The 14371-nt window shown below is 71.9% G+C and carries 15 protein-coding genes; 4 read left to right on the top strand and 11 right to left on the bottom strand.

Going from position 1 to position 14371, the window contains the following annotated elements:
* Positions 1 to 8 precede the first annotated feature (8 nt).
* From P7V53_RS01980 to P7V53_RS01965, 4 genes are read right to left on the bottom strand one after another with little or no spacing between them, the layout of a single operon-like run.
* Positions 9 to 653 carry an aldolase gene (locus P7V53_RS01980; RefSeq protein ID WP_280153806.1) on the bottom strand — a complete coding sequence of 215 codons (645 nt, stop codon included), beginning with the start codon at positions 651 to 653 and terminating at the stop codon, positions 9 to 11.
* The gene (gene otnK, locus P7V53_RS01975; protein WP_280153805.1) at positions 653 to 1912 is read right to left on the bottom strand and encodes a 3-oxo-tetronate kinase; all 1260 of its coding nucleotides are present in this window, start codon (positions 1910 to 1912) and stop codon (positions 653 to 655) included. Before otnK ends, P7V53_RS01980 begins: the two co-directional genes overlap by 1 nt.
* Positions 1909 to 2823: an L-threonate dehydrogenase gene (gene ltnD, locus P7V53_RS01970; protein ID WP_280153804.1), complete on the bottom strand. Its 915-nt coding sequence runs from the start codon at positions 2821 to 2823 to the stop codon at positions 1909 to 1911. The genes otnK and ltnD overlap by 4 nt, the downstream gene beginning before the upstream one ends.
* A complete protein-coding gene (locus tag P7V53_RS01965) occupies positions 2820 to 3587 on the bottom strand; it encodes a FadR/GntR family transcriptional regulator (protein WP_280153803.1) in 768 nt (255 codons plus the stop codon). Before P7V53_RS01965 ends, ltnD begins: the two co-directional genes overlap by 4 nt.
* Positions 3588 to 3722: 135 nt before the next feature.
* Between P7V53_RS01965 and P7V53_RS01960 the strand changes: the two genes are divergently transcribed.
* Complete coding sequence (locus tag P7V53_RS01960) at positions 3723 to 4199, top strand: GNAT family N-acetyltransferase (RefSeq protein WP_280153802.1); 477 nt, start codon at positions 3723 to 3725, stop codon at positions 4197 to 4199.
* A 69-nt stretch (positions 4200 to 4268) separates the two neighbouring features.
* Here P7V53_RS01960 and P7V53_RS01955 read toward each other — a convergent pair whose 3' ends face one another.
* From P7V53_RS01955 to P7V53_RS01940, 4 genes are read right to left on the bottom strand one after another with little or no spacing between them, the layout of a single operon-like run.
* Positions 4269 to 7166 carry a calcium-binding protein gene (locus P7V53_RS01955; protein WP_280153801.1) on the bottom strand — a complete coding sequence of 966 codons (2898 nt, stop codon included), beginning with the start codon at positions 7164 to 7166 and terminating at the stop codon, positions 4269 to 4271.
* 45 nt (positions 7167 to 7211) lie between these two features.
* Positions 7212 to 7469, bottom strand: coding sequence for a hypothetical protein (locus P7V53_RS01950; RefSeq protein ID WP_280153800.1), 258 nt, complete (start codon positions 7467 to 7469; stop codon positions 7212 to 7214).
* 22 nt (positions 7470 to 7491) lie between these two features.
* The gene (locus P7V53_RS01945; protein WP_280153799.1) at positions 7492 to 8838 is read right to left on the bottom strand and encodes an HlyD family type I secretion periplasmic adaptor subunit; all 1347 of its coding nucleotides are present in this window, start codon (positions 8836 to 8838) and stop codon (positions 7492 to 7494) included.
* On the bottom strand, positions 8835 to 10520 hold the full coding sequence (locus P7V53_RS01940; RefSeq protein ID WP_280153798.1) for a type I secretion system permease/ATPase: 1686 nt from the start codon (positions 10518 to 10520) through the stop codon (positions 8835 to 8837). The genes P7V53_RS01945 and P7V53_RS01940 overlap by 4 nt, the downstream gene beginning before the upstream one ends.
* 369 nt (positions 10521 to 10889) lie before the next feature.
* Between P7V53_RS01940 and P7V53_RS01935 the strand changes: the two genes are divergently transcribed.
* Genes P7V53_RS01935 through P7V53_RS01925 form a run of 3 tightly spaced genes read left to right on the top strand, consistent with a single transcriptional unit; the run spans position 10890 to position 12944 of the window.
* Positions 10890 to 11759 (top strand): helix-turn-helix domain-containing protein, encoded by an 870-nt coding sequence (locus P7V53_RS01935; RefSeq protein WP_280153797.1) that lies wholly within the window; start codon positions 10890 to 10892, stop codon positions 11757 to 11759.
* Positions 11760 to 11791: 32 nt separating this feature from the next.
* The gene (locus tag P7V53_RS01930; protein ID WP_280153796.1) at positions 11792 to 12574 is read left to right on the top strand and encodes a HipA family kinase; all 783 of its coding nucleotides are present in this window, start codon (positions 11792 to 11794) and stop codon (positions 12572 to 12574) included.
* Positions 12552 to 12944, top strand: coding sequence for a DUF3037 domain-containing protein (locus tag P7V53_RS01925; protein WP_280153795.1), 393 nt, complete (start codon positions 12552 to 12554; stop codon positions 12942 to 12944). Before P7V53_RS01930 ends, P7V53_RS01925 begins: the two co-directional genes overlap by 23 nt.
* Position 12945: 1 nt before the next feature.
* On the opposite strand, the gene P7V53_RS01920 is transcribed toward P7V53_RS01925, so the two are convergent.
* The 3 genes from P7V53_RS01920 to P7V53_RS01910 are packed head-to-tail and all read right to left on the bottom strand — an operon-like array spanning position 12946 to position 14344.
* On the bottom strand, positions 12946 to 13347 hold the full coding sequence (locus P7V53_RS01920) for a DUF3574 domain-containing protein (RefSeq protein WP_280153794.1): 402 nt from the start codon (positions 13345 to 13347) through the stop codon (positions 12946 to 12948).
* Positions 13348 to 13352: 5 nt separating this feature from the next.
* Positions 13353 to 13925 carry a GNAT family N-acetyltransferase gene (locus tag P7V53_RS01915; RefSeq protein WP_280153793.1) on the bottom strand — a complete coding sequence of 191 codons (573 nt, stop codon included), beginning with the start codon at positions 13923 to 13925 and terminating at the stop codon, positions 13353 to 13355.
* Entirely contained in the window at positions 13922 to 14344 is a 423-nt protein-coding gene (locus P7V53_RS01910) for a PaaI family thioesterase (protein WP_280153792.1), read from the bottom strand. The genes P7V53_RS01915 and P7V53_RS01910 overlap by 4 nt, the downstream gene beginning before the upstream one ends.
* Between the last annotated feature and the right edge of the window lie 27 nt (positions 14345 to 14371).

The following is a 14371-nucleotide window of genomic DNA, read 5'->3' as shown; positions in this document are numbered from 1 at the left end:
TCGGGGTTTCACCAGCGCGCGCCGAAATGGCGGCGCAGCTCGTCGATCTGCGATTCGGCCAGGGGCGCCGGCTTGGGGTGGGTCATCAGCCACAGCCGCGCGGTCTCCTCCAGCTCTTCCAGCGTCGCCATCGCGGCCGCCGGCGTTTCATGCCAGACGGTGGGCCCGAGCCGCTCGAGCATCACCGCGCGGATGGGGACGCGTCGCATGGCCTCGGCCACCAGGTCCGCCACCGCCGGCGCGCCGGGCCGGTGGTACGGAATGAGCGGCACGTGGCCCACCTTCATCACGTAGTACGGCGTGATCGGCGGAACGATGTCGGCCGCGCTCCAGACGCCGGCGAGCGTCAGTGCGACCAGGTGGGTGCTGTGCGTGTGGATGACGCACTGCGCGCCGGCGTCGCTGTCGTAGATGCGGCGGTGCAGCGCGAGCGCCTTGCTCGCGCGCGGGCCGGCGAGCGCCTGTCCATCGGCGCCGACGTGCGCCAGCGCATCGGGCTCGAGAAAACCGAGGCAGGCGTCGGTGGGCGTGATGAGGAAGCCGCCGCCGGACAGGCGCCCGCTGATGTTGCCGGCCGTCGCGTGCACCAGCCCGCGCTCGAACAGCGAGCGGCCGACCCGGCAGATCTCGCGGCGCAGCGCAGGCTCGTCCATCAGGCCACCTGCGCCAGCGCGCGCGAGAAGAAATCCGCCGCGCCGAAATTGCCCGACTTCAGCGCGAGCAGCAGCGGCCGTCCCTCGGCCTGCGTCCATGGCACGCCGGGCGCGATGGTGGCGCCGATGCGCAGCACGCGCACGCCCAGGGCCTGGACGACGGCGCCGGAGGTTTCGCCGCCGGCCACGACGAGGCGACGCACGCCGGCGTGCACCAGCGACGCGGCCACCTCCGCGAGGCACTCCTCGACCAGCGCTCCGGCGCGCTCGGCGCCCAGCGCCGCCTGCACGGCCTTCACGTCCTCCGGTGAAGCCGTCGCATAGACCAGCGCCGCCTCGTGGGGCAGGCGCGCGGCGGCGAAATCCAGTGCCTGCGCCGCCACCGGCTCGCCTGCGGCCAGCGCGCGCGCGTCGATGCGAAACGCCGGCCGGCCCGCCTCGAGCCAGTGCCGCACCTGCGCATTGGTGGCCGTCGAACACGAGCCGGAGACCACGGCGGCGTGGCCGCCGACCGCCGGCAGCGATGCGGCCGCGGCGTCGGGGCGCAGCCAGCCGCGCGCCGCGTACACACTCGGCAGGCCGAGGGCGACGCCCGAGCCCGCGGTGATCAGCGGCAATCCGGCGCAGGCCTCGGCCAGCACGCGCAGATCGGCATCGGCGATCGCGTCGGCCACCGCCAGTCGAACGCCGTCAGCGCGCAGCTCGTCGAAGCGTCCCCGCACGGCTTCGGCGCCCGCGGCGACGATGTCGTGCCGAACCAGCCCCACCGCAGCACGCGACTGCGCCTGCAGCACGCGCACGAGGTTGGCGTCGGTCATCGGGGTCAGCGGGTGGTCGCGCATGCCCGAGTCGGACAGCAGCTGGTCGCCGACGAACAGGTGGCCGCGAAACACCGTGCGGCCGTTTTCGGGAAAGGCCGGACAGGCGATCGCGAAATCGGCATCGAGCGCCTCCAACAGCGCCTCGGCGACCGGGCCGATGTTGCCGGCCGGGGTCGAGTCGAAGGTCGAGCAGTACTTGAAATAGAACTGCCGCGCCCCGGCGCGCTGCAGCCAGCGCAACGCGGCCAGCGACTCGGTCACCGCCTGCGCCGCCGGCACGGTGCGCGACTTCAGCGCGATCACCAACGCGTCGGCCGAAGGCGCGGCGTCGTCATGCGGCACGCCGATGAGCTGCACCGTTCGCATGCCCGCGCGCACCAGCATGCTGGCCACGTCGGTCGCGCCGGTGAAGTCGTCGGCAATGACGCCCAGGATCATGTCGCCACCCCGGGCAGCTCGATGCCCGCCAGCGCCGCGTAGAACTTGATCACGGCCGCGTCGTCCTCCGCGCCGTGGCCGGCGGCCGCCGTCGCGAGATAGAGCTGGTGCGCGGCGGCCGCAAGCGGCAGCGGGAACTGCAGCTTGCGCGCGGCGTCGAGCACGATGCCGAGGTCCTTGACGAAGATGTTCACCGTCGACAGCGGCGTGTAGTCCCCGTCGAGGATGTGCGGCACGCGGTTCTGGAACATCCAGCTCGAGCCCGCCGAGTTGCAGATCACCTCGTAGAGCTGGCGCGCGTCGGCGCCCGCGCGCAGGCCCAGGGCCATCGCCTCGCAGGCCGCCGCGATGTGCACGCCGGCCAGGTGCTGGTTGACCATCTTCACCGTCGAGCCGATGCCGGCGCGGTCGCCGAGCCGGTAGACCTTGCCGGCGATGGCGTCGAGAACCTCACCGGCAGCCTCGAAGGCCTCGGGCCGCCCGGACGCCATCACCGTCATCTCCCCTTGCGCGGCCTTCTTCGCACCCCCGGACACCGGGCCGTCGATCAGCCACAGGCCCCGCTCGGCCAGGCGCGACTCCCACTGCGGCGGCAGGGCGGGGTCGACCGTGGCCGACGCGACGATCACCGAGCCGGAACGCATGCTCTCGGCCAGGCCGCCCGCGCCGAACAGCACCGCCTCGGTCTGCGCGGCGTTGATCACGAGCACCACCACCACGTCGCAATGCGCGCCCAGCTCGGCCGTCGAAACCGCGGCGCGCCCGCCTTCCGATTCGAAGCCGCGGCGGGCCTCCTCGCGGGTGTCCAGCCCCCAGGTGTCCACGCCGCGGCGCAGCGCGGACACCGCCGCGCCCATGCCCATGGATCCGAGGCCGACGACACCCAGGGTGGCCTTGCGTGCTGCAGTCATCGTGTCTTTCCTCGCTTGCGCTCGGGCCCGCGGACGACGCCGGCCGCCTCCAGCCGGCGTGCGGCCAGCTCCATGTGGCGCGTGGCGAGGCGGCGCGCGGCTGCCGCGTCGCGCGCCGCAATCGCATCGATCAGCGCCCCGTGCTCCTCGCGCACCGCATCGGCAAAGCCCCGAAAGCGGGCCTCGTTGCCGCGGGTCACGCGCATCGCCTCGCGCAGGTATTGCTCCAGGAAGCCGAGCAGCCGCGTGAATTGCGGATTGCCGGAGGCTTCGGCAATCGCGCGGTGGAACGCCAGGTCCTCGTCCACGCCGTCGCCGCCCGCCGCCACCGCGGTCTCGATGGCTCGCAAGGCGCGCCGGATGCCGGCGATCTGCGACCGCGTGGCGCGCTGCGCGGCCAGCGCGGCGATCTCGCCTTCGAGCGCGCGCCGCACCTCGACGATCTGCACCACGGCGGCCAACGAATCGAGCACGCGCGGATCGAAAGCCAGCGGCTGGTTGGCGGCCGGCTGCGCGACGTAGACACCCGAGCCCTGCCGCGACACCAGCAGGCCGCGCGAGCGCAGCTGGTGCACCGCTTCGCGCACCACCGTGCGCGACACGCCGTGCGATTCGGCGAGCTGCTGCTCGGTGGGCAGGCGGTCGCCGGGCGACAGCTGGCCGGCCTCGACCTGCGCCAGCAGGCGCGCCGCCAGCCGGTCGGAGAGGCGATCGGCGGCCAGCCGGGGGGCCGCAGAGGCGCTCGCCGGAAGTTGCCATGTCATCGGGTCATCATACAAATTTGGCGCAAGCGAAACCCATCGGGGTTTCCCCCGGGATATGCTTTCCCTTCGGGGGGCCGGCTCCGGACTCCGCCGGCCCACCCCCCGACCTGCCAAGACAACGCCTTGCACCTGCGCATGAATCCCGCCTTCCGCATCGCCCTGGAGGCCGCCGACCAGCCCGATGTGATCGCGCTGATCGACGAGCTGGACGCCTATCAGAAGCCGCTCTATCCGGCGGAGAGCCACCACGGCATCGACATCGGGGCGCTGAGCCGCCCCAACGTGCTGTTCGCGGTGGCGCGCGATGCGCAGGGCGCAGCGGTGGGCTGCGGCGCAATCGTGCTGGAGGCCGGCTACGGCGAGGTCAAGCGCATGTTCGTGCGGCCCTCGCTGCGCGGCGCCGGCCTGGCGAAGGCCTTGCTCGGCGCGCTGGAGGCCGAAGCCGCCAGGCGCGGGTGCACACGCCTGATGCTCGAGACCGGCATCCGCCAGCCCGAGGCGCTGGCACTGTACGAGCGCCTGGGCTTCACGCGGCGCGGCCCGTTCGGCGACTACGCGGAAGATCCGCTGAGCGTGTTCATGGAAAAAAAAAGACAGGTTGGCGGTGAGTGACTCACCCCAACCTGCCAACGCTCACACCGAAGAGACTTACGGCCGGGGCGTGGCCCCGGACGCAAATCCCTAGACCAGGAAGGGTGCAGGCGACGCCACCGCCTGGATGACGACCTCGCCGTCGATCAGGACGTCGAGACCGTTGCCGCCGATCAGCACGTCGTCGCCCGCGCCGCCTTCGAGCACGTCGTCGCCGTCGTTGCCCAGGGCCACGTCGTCTCCGTCGCCGCCCAGCAGCGTGTCGGCGCCCCCGCTGCCGAGCAGCACGTCGGCTCCCGCGCCGCCGTCGAAGGTCAGGGCGGGACCGCCGGCCAGCAGCGCGCTCGCGTCGATGACGTCGTCGCCGCCCAGGCCGAGGATGCGCAACTGGTCGCCCAGCTCGAAGTGCTCGATGACCACGCGCGCCGCCAGGCCGTCCACCACCAGCGCGCCGTTCTGCAGCGACAGGCCGATCGCGTCGTCGCCGTTGGTGGCGACCAGGGTGACGACATCGTTCGCGGCGTCGCCGGCGCCGTTCGCCGCCCCGAGGTCGATGTTCACCGTCTCGACATCGGTGCCGCTCAGGTCGTTGACGACGATGTTGTCGGCGCCGCCCAGCGCGTTGAAGTCGATGGTCTCGACGTCGTCGAGGTCCATGGTCACCGCGGCCACGTCGCGGAAGAAGCGCACGCGTCCTCCGTTGGCCGCGATGTCGATGTTCTCGGCCACGTTGGCGCCGTTGAACAGCATGGTGTCGCTGCCCGCCTGGCCTTCCAGGATGTCGTTGTCGTCGCCGGGGTTCCAGACGAAGGTGTCGTCGCCGGCGCCCATCAGCGCCAGGTCGTTGCCGTCGCCGCCGTTGAACAGGTCGCCCCCTGCGCTGCCGATCATCCGGTCCAGGCCGAGGCCGCCGTTGATCGTCAGCTGGATGCTGTCGGCGGCGAGGGCGCTGGCGTCGATGACGTCGTTGCCGCCGAGGCCGTTGAGCGTGAGCCGGTCGCCCGCCTCCTGGAAGAACAGGTTCACCTTGGCCTGCAGTCCGGAGACCGAGACGCCGCCCGCACCGCTCGCGACGCTGAAAGCGTCATCGCCTTGCGTGGCATTCGTGGTGACGGCGTCCGCCGCCGCGTCGCCGCCGCCGTTGGGCCCGCGCAGGTCGATGTCGACCTGGGTCACGTCGGTCCCGGTCAGGTCGCCGACCACGATGTTGTCGGCGCCGCCCAGCGCATTGAACGCGATGCGCTCGACATCGTTCAGGTCCATGACCACGTTGGCCACGTCGCGGGTGAGCAGTGCGCGCCCGCCGTTGGCGACGATGTTGATGTTCTCGGCGATGTTCGCGCCGTTGAACAGCAGGGTGTCGGTGCCGTCCTGGCCCTCGACCGTGTCATTGCCGTCGCCCGGGTTCCACTGGAACAGGTCGTTGCCGGCGCCCATCAGCGCCACGTCGTTGCCGTTGTCGCCGAAGACGAAGTCGTCGCCGTCGCCGCCGAGCACCACGTCGGCGCCCTGGCTGCCGAAGATGGTGTCGTTGCCGGCGCCGCCGTCGATGGTCAGCTTGACGACACCCGCCGCAAGCGTGGTGGCGGATATCGTGTCGTCACCGCCGAGCGCGTTGATCACCAGGGAATCGAGCGCGCCCTCGCTGTTGACCACGTTCACGAGTGCCGGCAATCCGATCACCGAGAACGACGTGCCGGCGCCGACGACGTCGATCGTGTCCGCGGCGGTGCGACCGTTGACGATCACCGCGTCGGCCGCGGCATCGCCGCTCGTGCCGTTGAGGGTGCCCGCCAGGTTGACGTTCACCTGCGTCACGTCGGTGCCGGTCATGTCGTTGACGATGACCGTGTCGGTGCCGCCCAGCGCGTTGAGATCGATGCGCTCGACGTCGTTCAGGTCCATCACGATGCTGCCGACGTTGCGGGTGAAGCGCACCCGCCCGCCGTTGGCCGACGCTTCGAAGATCTCGTTCGCGGCGCTGCCGTTGAACAGCATCGTGTCGGCACCGTCCTGCCCCTCGACGACATCGCTGCCGTCGCCCGGATCCCATTGGAAGACGTCGTTGCCGGCGCCCAGGAAGGACGTGTCGTTGCCCTGCTGTCCGTCGATGAAGTCGTTGCCGTCGCCGCCGAGGAGCACGTCGGCGCCGTTGCTGCCGAGGATGGTGTCGTTGCCCGCGCCGCCATCGACGGTGATCTTGATCAGCGCGGCCAGGTTGCCGGTGGCGGAGAAGGTGTCGTCGCCGCCGTTCATGTTGACGACGAGGTTCTCGGTGGTCCCGATGTCGATGGAGAACGGCGCCGGATCGAGGCGGTCGAATCGCACGCGCGTGCCGTTGGCCGTCGCGGTGAACACCTCGGTGCCGTTGCCTCCGTTGACTTCGGAGGTGTCGATGCCGGTGCCGCCCTCGTGCAGGTCGGTGTCGTCGCCCGGGTTCCAGATCATGCGGTCATCGCCGGCCTCGCCGAACATCTGGTCGTCGGCATCGCCGCCGGTCAGCACGTCGTTGCCCGCGCCGCCGAACAGCAGGTCGGCGCCGCCCTTGCCGAGCAGGGTGTCGTTGTCCCCCTGGCCGAACAGCTGATCGGCGCCCGAGCCGCCGGTCAGCACGTCGTTGCCGGTGCCGCCGAACAGCACGGCGCGCGGCAGCGCCCCGTTCGACTCGTCGAGCGTGATCACGTCGTTGCCGGCAAGGCCGAAGACCTGGATGACGCTGGTGTTGGCCACCGTCGGCGTGCCGCCGCCCACGACGACGGCGCCGCCGTTGACGAGGATGTTGCCGGCGGCGTTGCGGCTGATCGTCATGTTGTTGGCCAGCGCATCGCCGAACACGCTGAGCACGCCCGAGCTGAAGCTGCCGGAGACGGCCTGGGTGGTGACGTCGCCGGCGAGGGTGGCGCTGGCGAGGTCGGTGGTCGACGCGGACTTGCGGGTCGTGGGGGTCGCGAGGACGGGTTGGGCGTCCAGCGGATTGAATGAAGGCATGGGAACTCCCTGAAGGGCGAGGTGGAGGTGGGGAGAGGACCGCCGTCAGAACTGCGGCGGCAGGGGCTCGATGTCACCCGCCGGTGGGGCGAACTGACTCGGGAAATAGGCGGTGTCCGACGCGACCGGCGGGGCGCTGCGCTGGACGGCGAGGGGCGCCGCGGTCTCCAGTCCGCCGACACAGGCGGCCGAGACGACGGCGACGAGCACCGTCGCGACGAAGCGCGCGGCGGCGTTGCGCCAGCCCGCGAGGACGGCCAGGCGGCGGCGTCCGGTGTGGCAATGGATGAGAGAGGCGTTCATGGTCATGATGGGATGGGTTGATTCAGGAGGGCTCACGCATCGCCCGCTGCGAGAACGCCCGCAGCGGCTTCAGCAGGTAGGCAAGCAGCGTCCGCTCGCCGGTCGTCACGAACAGCTCGGCCGGCATGCCGGGCTGCAGGCGCAGCGGGCTGCGCTGCAGGGAGCGCGCATCCACTTCCACCGTCACGTCGTACCAGGCGCGGCCGGTTTCCGGCTGCGTCACGCGGTCGGCGGAAACGAAGCTGATCGTCGCGGGCAGGGGCGGCAGATCCCGCGCATCGGCCGTCACCAGGCGCACTTCGGCAGTGCCGCCGACGTGGACATGCTCGATGGCGTGCGGCTCGACGCGCCCTTCGACGACCAGCTTCTCGTGCCGTGGCACCACGTCGAGCAGCGCCTCGCGCGGCGCGATCGCGGCGCCGGGCCCCGCCACCCGCAGCGACATCACCTCGCCGTCGACGGGCGCGCGCACGACCTGGCGCTCGAGCTGGTCCTTCGACGGACGCAGCCGTTCCTCGATTTCGCGCACGCGGTCGGCCGCTTCCTTGGCTTCGTCGGTCGCCTGCGTCTGGTAGGCGATGCGCAGCTGGGCGACACGCGCGCGCAGCTCGGCGATGCGCTGGCGCGCCGCGGCCAGCTCGCCGCGCTGTTCTCCGAGGCGGCTCTGGTAGTCGGCCGACGTGCGCTGCAGCCCGATCAGCCGCGTGCGATGCACGAACCCCTGGCTGGCCAGGCTCTCGTTGATCGCGAGCTCCTCGTCCGAGAGCTTGCCCGACACCCCGGTGGCGGCGATCTGCGACTCGAGCGCCGCCGCCTGCGCATGCGCCTGCTGGACCTGTCCCTGCACGAGCGCGCTCTGCTCGTCCAGCGCCTGCCGATGCGCGGCGAACACCGAGCGCTCGCGGGCAACGTGGCCGGCGGCGGCTTCATCCGAAAGGTCCTGCGGCGCCTCGAAGCGCGTGGCCAGCCGGCTCTCCGCCTCGGCACGCGCGAGCCGTGCCCGCGCGGCACGATGCTGGTCCTGCAGCAGGCGCCAATCGGCCTCGGTGCGCAGGTCGCCGACCACCAGCAGCGGATCGCCCGCTCGCACCGTCTGCCCGTCGCGCACGAGGATCTCGCGCACGATGCCGCCTTCCTGGTGCTGCACCGTCTTCCGCTTGAGCTCGACCTTCACCTGCGCCGGCGCGATCACCGCGCCGGCGAGCGGCGCGGTCGCCGACCAGGCGGCCAGCAGGGCCGCGGCCACCGCCATCGGCAGCGCCAGGCGCCGCACGTCGGCGCGCCACTCGCGGCGGCGGTCGTCGCCGGGCGCGGCCTGCGCCAGCAGGTCGGCCAACGCGCCGCCCGGGGTCATCGTCGATCCGTTCATGCTGCGGCCTCCTTGCCGGTGTGTGAGCGCGCCGGTTTGCCCTTCATGCGGGCGAGCACCGCCGCGGCCGGGCCGAAGGCCTCCAACGCGCCGTCGTGCAGCACCGCCAGCTTGTCCATCTGCGCCATCAGCCCCGCGCGGTGGCCGACGACGATCACCGTGGTGCCGCACGTCTTCAGCGACAGCAGCGCAAGGCGCAGCGCCAGCTCGCCTTCGGCGTCGAGGTGCGCATCGGGCTCGTCGAGCACCACCAGCCTGGGCGCGCCGTAGAGCGCCCGCGCGAGCGCAATGCGCTGACGCTGGCCGCCGGACAGCCGCACGCCGCCGTCGCCGACGCGTGTGTCATAGCCGTCGGGCAGGCGCAGGATCATCTCGTGAGCCTGTGCGAGCCGCGCTGCCTGCACCACCTGCTCGGCATCCACCGCGCCGAGCCGTGCGATGTTTTCCGCCACGCTGGCGGCGAACATCGAGACGTCCTGCGGCAGGTAGCCGATGTGCGGCCCCAGCGCATCCCGGTCCCAGTGGGCGATGTCGGCGTCGTCCAGCCGCACGGCGCCGCTCTGCGGCTGCCACACGCCGAGCATCAGCCGCAGCAGCGAGGTCTTGCCCGAGCCGCTGGGGCCGACGATGCCCACGCTCTGGCCAGCCTCGACGGCGAAGGAGATGTTCTTGATCGACGGCGGCCGCGTGCGGTCGTGCGCGTACACCACGCGCTCGACGGACAGCCGCCCTGCCGGCGCCGGAAGGCGCAGCCGCGGCGGCTGCGCGCCGGCATCGGGCTGCGCGAGGCGGCGCCACGCGCCACGTGCATCGACCAGCTGCTTCCAGCCGCTGATCAGGTGCTCCACCGGCTGCAGTGCGCGCCCGAGCAGGATGGTGGCCGCGACCATGATGCCGGGCGACGCGTCGGCGCCGACCACCAGCCAAGCGCCGATGCCGAGCACGCCCATCTGCACGCCCTGGCGCGCCATGCGGGCGAGCGCCGAAAGCCGCGACGAGCGCAGGCCCAGCCGCGCCTGATCGTCGAGCAGCGCCTCGTGCTGCTCGCGCCATGCGGCACCCGCGGCTGCTCCCATCCCCATGCCGACGACGAGCTCGGCGTGCCGCGTGAGCGTCTCGGCATGACGGGCCACGCGCCGCGAGTCGCGCACGATGTTGCCGGCCGCTTCGCGCGTCAGGCGCTCGGTGGCGACGGCCAGCAGCGCCAGTGCCGCCGCACCGCCCGCCGCGGCGATGCCGAGCAGCGGATGCATGAGGCCGATGACGAGCAGATAGATCGGCAGCCACGGTGCGTCGAACAGCGCCTGCACGCCGCTGCCGCCGAGGAACTGGCGCAGGGTGGCGATGTCGCGCAGCCGGTCGCTCTCTTCGCGACCACGTCCCGCGCCGGCTTGCCGCAATGCGCGCTGCAGCGCGGCCGGCGAGAGCAGCGCGTCGAGACGGCGGCCCGCCGCCGCCAGGGCGCGCGAGCGGCCGACATCCATGCAGTAGCCGAAGGCCAGCGCCAGAGCCGTCAGCAGGCTCAGCATCACCAGTGTCGGCATGCTGCGGCTCGCGAACACGCGGTCGAACACCTGCAGCGTGTACAGCGATGGCATCAGCAGCGCGAGATTCAGCAGCAGGCTCGCCGCGGCCGCGAGGAGCATCCAGTGTCGGAGGGCAGGAACGAACAGCCAGCGCATTGCAGTGCTCGATGAAGAAGAAGTGGATGGGGCGGATGATTCCGTGGACCGGCCGACAGGTTCTTGTCGGTTTGCGACACGGGGATCCCTAGTGGCCTGTAACGGTCGATTCGGGAGTGAAGGCCGCGCAGGCGGCGCGCAGGGCAAGGCGCAAAGCGCAGCGATGCCCGTAGGCATCGCGAGCATTTGCAACGCCGCCATGCGCGTCGCCTGCGCGGCAGGCACTTCCGAATCGGCCGTTACAGGCCACTAGCTAGGACGCTCCCGGTGAATCGGATCCGTGCGCCGGATCCCGACATCGGCTCACCCCCTAGCTTGCAAGGGCGTCCTCGATGCGTCCGCCGACGCCACGCCGTCGTAGGTCGGCGCATGAACGAGACCGCTCTCTCCGTCGACGCGGCCTTCCGGCCGATCGTGATGCCGGTCGCCGGCTCGCTGACGCCGTATGTGTCGGGCCTGATGGCGGTCGAGGTCGACCGCGTGCCGCCCATCGAGCAGGCCGTGGCGCCGCACGAAGCGATGGTGCTCAGCGTGCAGCTCGGCCGCGGCGCCGATGGGGCCGAACAGAAGGGCGCGCTGGGCGACAACACGCGCCTCACCGGCATACGCCGCTGGCGCGGGTCTTTCGTGCCGGCAGGCGACTGCATGACGCTGTTCGCGTTGCTCACGCCGCTGGGCGCCGTGACCTTGCTCGGCAGCCAGCCGCTGGCGCCGGTGCCGCGCATCCGCGCGCGCGTCGACGAGCTGCTCGATCGCCGGCTCACGCGGGCGCTCGAGTCGGACGTCGCGCGGGCCGCTTCGCTCGAGGGCAAGCTGCGCGCGCTCGCTGCCTGGCTGGAGCAGCGTGCCGCGGCGCCGCGCCATGTCAGCGCGGCGGCGATGCGCACCGCGCGCGCTGCGATGCGCGTGGTGGCCGAGCCGCTGGCCGGCATCGAGGACATCGCCGGCGACGAGCTGCTGTCGCGCCGGCAGCTCGAGCGCGACTTCGCGCACTGGTTCGGCGTCTCGCCAGGGCATCTGGCGCAGGTGGCGCGCGTGCAGATGGTGTCGCGGCTGGTGCGCCGGGGCGAATCGCTGGCCGGTGCGGCGGCCGCGGCGGGCTTCGCCGATCAGGCGCACATGTCGCGCCGGGTGCGCGAGCTCACCGGCCTCACGCCGCAGCGCTTCGTGCACGCCAGCACCACGCCGATGTCGGAAGCCTTCCGTGCCATCACCGGAGGCGGCAGCGTGTACCTGTAGCCATCTTCAGCCTGCGGGACAATGCGGGCGCCATGCCGCTTCGCACCGTCGCCGCCACCCGCTACGTCACGCCGCTGCGCGAAGGCGGCTCGCTGCCCGCGCTGGTCGAGGCCGACGACGACGGCATGTACGTGCTCAAGTTTCGCGGCGCGGGCCAGGGCCGCAAGGCGCTCATCGCCGAGCTGATCGGCGGCGAGCTCGCGCGCGCGGCGGGACTCGACGTGCCGGAGATCGTGCTGATCGAGCTCGATCCCGAGATGGCCCGCACCGAGCCCGATCCCGAGATCCAGGACCTGATCCGCGCGAGCGCCGGCCTCAACCTTGCGCTCGACTTCCTGCCCGGCTCGGTCACCTTCGACCCGCTCGCCGCGCCGCCGAGCGCGGACGTCGCGTCGGCGGTGGTGTGGCTCGACGCCTTCATCACCAACGTCGACCGCACGCCGCGCAACAGCAACCTGCTGTGCTGGCATCGGCGGCTGTGGCTCATCGACCACGGCGCCGCGCTCATCTTCCACCACGACTGGAGCGGCCCGGCGGAACGCAGCCGGCGCCCCTTCCCGCTGATCAAGGACCACGTGCTCCTGCGCCTGGCCACCGGGCTGGGGCAGGCCGACGAGCAGCTCACCCGCCGCATCACGCCCGACGTGGTCAAGCGTGTCGTGGACCTGGTGCCGCACGGGTGGCTGGAAGGCGAGGCCGCGTTCGACGGCGTCGACGCGCATCGCGCCGCCTACGTGGATCACCTGGTCAGCCGCCTGCAGTCGCCGCGCGCATTCGTCGAGGAGGCGCTTCGTGCCCAGTCCGCATCTGTATGACTACGCCATCGTGCGGGTGGTCCCGCGGGTCGACCGCGGCGAGTTCATCAACGCCGGCGTCATCGTGTCGTGCGCCCGGGCCGGCTTTCTGAAGGCAAGCATCGAGCTCGACGAGGCACGGCTGCTGGCGCTGGATCCCGCCGCCGACCTGGAAGCCATCCGCACGACGCTCGCAACACTGCCGCTGATCTGCGAAGGCGGCGAGCGCGCCGGCCCCGTCGGCCGGCTGTCGTTGCGAGAGCGCTTCGACTGGCTGGTCGCGCCGCGCAGCACCAGCATCCAGACCTCGCCGGTGCACACGGGACGGGCGGACGACCTCGAGATGGCGGCGCAGCGGCTGCTGCAGCGGGTGGTGCGCCGGCCTGCGTAGCCTACAAGGAGCTGCACGCGCGCGATCGGACGCGCAGCACGGCCTCCTGCTCGAACTGCGCCTTGTAGGCGCTCACGATTTCCTGCACCGCCTTCTCGCTGGCCTCGTCGTCCGGGTGTACGAGATTCAGGACATGCGAGCCCTCGCGCACGACCTGGCCGTCGGCGCCGCGCCATTGCCCCGCAGCCGGCCACACGCTCAAGCCCTGCGGGAAGCGGGGCGTGACGCTGCGCTCGAGGAACTGCTGCCACTCCTGCGCCGACACCACGCCGCGGGGCCTCGCGGTGCCGAAATACAGCAGGTCCGATGCGGCCGGCTGCTCGCCGGCGCGGCACGGGACAGGCGGCGCGGACGCACAGCCGGCGAGCGCGGTGCATGCGGCCAGGAGGACGAAGCGCCGCATGCCGCCTACAGCACCTTGCGCACGAACACGCTGCCGTCGCTGTCGGTGCGGTGCACCGTGAAGCCGGCGGCGAGGTACATCGACAACGGGCCGAAGTGGTTGTCCGCCGGCGTGGCGGCATTCGGCCGCGGATTGGCTTCGGCGATGCGCAGCCCTTGCGCGCGCAGCCCCTCGCAGGCAGCGGCCAGCAGCGCAGTGGACACGCCTCGCCCGCGATACGGCGGTGCGACCAGGAAGCAGATGATGGCGCCGACCTCATCGGCGTCGGCGATCGGTTCGTCGTCGAGGGCACGGATGAGCCGGCGCGGCGCGGCGTTGCACCACCCGGCGACCCGGCCATCCACGTACGCGAGGTAGCCCTGCATCCGGCCATCGGCCACCCGCTCGCAGGCGGCGGCGCGGTTCTGCCCGGCGGTGCGGTCCTTCCACACGATGCGCGTGTGGTCCTCGTAGAAGCACTGGCAATAGCAGAACGACCAGCGCGGGTTGTCGACGAAGGCTTCGCCGTCGAAGAAGTGCAGGAAATCGGGCAGCCGCGCGGGCGACAACGGATGGATCTCGAGCGAAGGCGTGCTCAATGCGGGTCTCCCGGGATGACGAGCTGCGTCTGGATGACGACGGCGCACAGCTTCGCGTCGGCGCGCCGGACCGAGGTCTGCCACACATGGGTCGTGCGCCCTCGATGCAGGGCGACCGCTTCGCCGATCACCTTGCCATGGACGGGGGCGGCCGCGATGAACTTGGTGCTCGAGTCCGTGGTGGTCGTGCGATGGCCCGGCGGCAGGTTGAGAAAGGTCCCCACCGCGCCGAGCGTGTCGGCGAAGGCCATGAATGCGCCGCCGTGCATCACGCCGCCGGTGGTGCACAGCTCGGGGCGCACCTCGAGCTCGGCGACGACACGATCGGCCTGGGCTTCGAGCAGGCGCACGCCGAGAAGGCCCGGCAGCAGCGGATCCAGGATGGCTTGCAGGGCCGCGAGGGTGATGGCTTCAGGCACCGGCGAGGACGACTTGCATGACGAGGG

It is taken from the genome of Piscinibacter sp. XHJ-5, from assembly GCF_029855045.1.
Classification (GTDB): domain Bacteria; phylum Pseudomonadota; class Gammaproteobacteria; order Burkholderiales; family Burkholderiaceae_C; genus Albitalea.
Note: the sequence above shows the minus strand (reverse complement) of the source record. Positions and strands in the feature narration are given on the sequence as shown.

Excerpts from the sequence above, each read along its gene's own strand:
- P7V53_RS01930 (WP_280153796.1), top strand. The coding sequence starts at position 11,792 with ATGCCGCTTCGCACCGTCGCCGCCACCCGCTACGTCACGCCGCTGCGC.
- P7V53_RS01950 (WP_280153800.1), bottom strand. The coding sequence starts at position 7,469 with ATGAACGCCTCTCTCATCCATTGCCACACCGGACGCCGCCGCCTGGCC.
- otnK (WP_280153805.1), bottom strand. The coding sequence starts at position 1,912 with ATGATCCTGGGCGTCATTGCCGACGACTTCACCGGCGCGACCGACGTG.
- P7V53_RS01960 (WP_280153802.1), top strand. The coding sequence starts at position 3,723 with ATGAATCCCGCCTTCCGCATCGCCCTGGAGGCCGCCGACCAGCCCGAT.
- P7V53_RS01935 (WP_280153797.1), top strand. The coding sequence starts at position 10,890 with ATGAACGAGACCGCTCTCTCCGTCGACGCGGCCTTCCGGCCGATCGTG.
- P7V53_RS01955 (WP_280153801.1), bottom strand. The coding sequence starts at position 7,166 with ATGCCTTCATTCAATCCGCTGGACGCCCAACCCGTCCTCGCGACCCCC.
- P7V53_RS01940 (WP_280153798.1), bottom strand. The coding sequence starts at position 10,520 with ATGCGCTGGCTGTTCGTTCCTGCCCTCCGACACTGGATGCTCCTCGCG.
- P7V53_RS01920 (WP_280153794.1), bottom strand. The coding sequence starts at position 13,347 with ATGCGGCGCTTCGTCCTCCTGGCCGCATGCACCGCGCTCGCCGGCTGT.
- P7V53_RS01945 (WP_280153799.1), bottom strand. The coding sequence starts at position 8,838 with ATGAACGGATCGACGATGACCCCGGGCGGCGCGTTGGCCGACCTGCTG.
- P7V53_RS01965 (WP_280153803.1), bottom strand. The coding sequence starts at position 3,587 with ATGACATGGCAACTTCCGGCGAGCGCCTCTGCGGCCCCCCGGCTGGCC.
- P7V53_RS01980 (WP_280153806.1), bottom strand. The coding sequence starts at position 653 with ATGGACGAGCCTGCGCTGCGCCGCGAGATCTGCCGGGTCGGCCGCTCG.
- ltnD (WP_280153804.1), bottom strand. The coding sequence starts at position 2,823 with ATGACTGCAGCACGCAAGGCCACCCTGGGTGTCGTCGGCCTCGGATCC.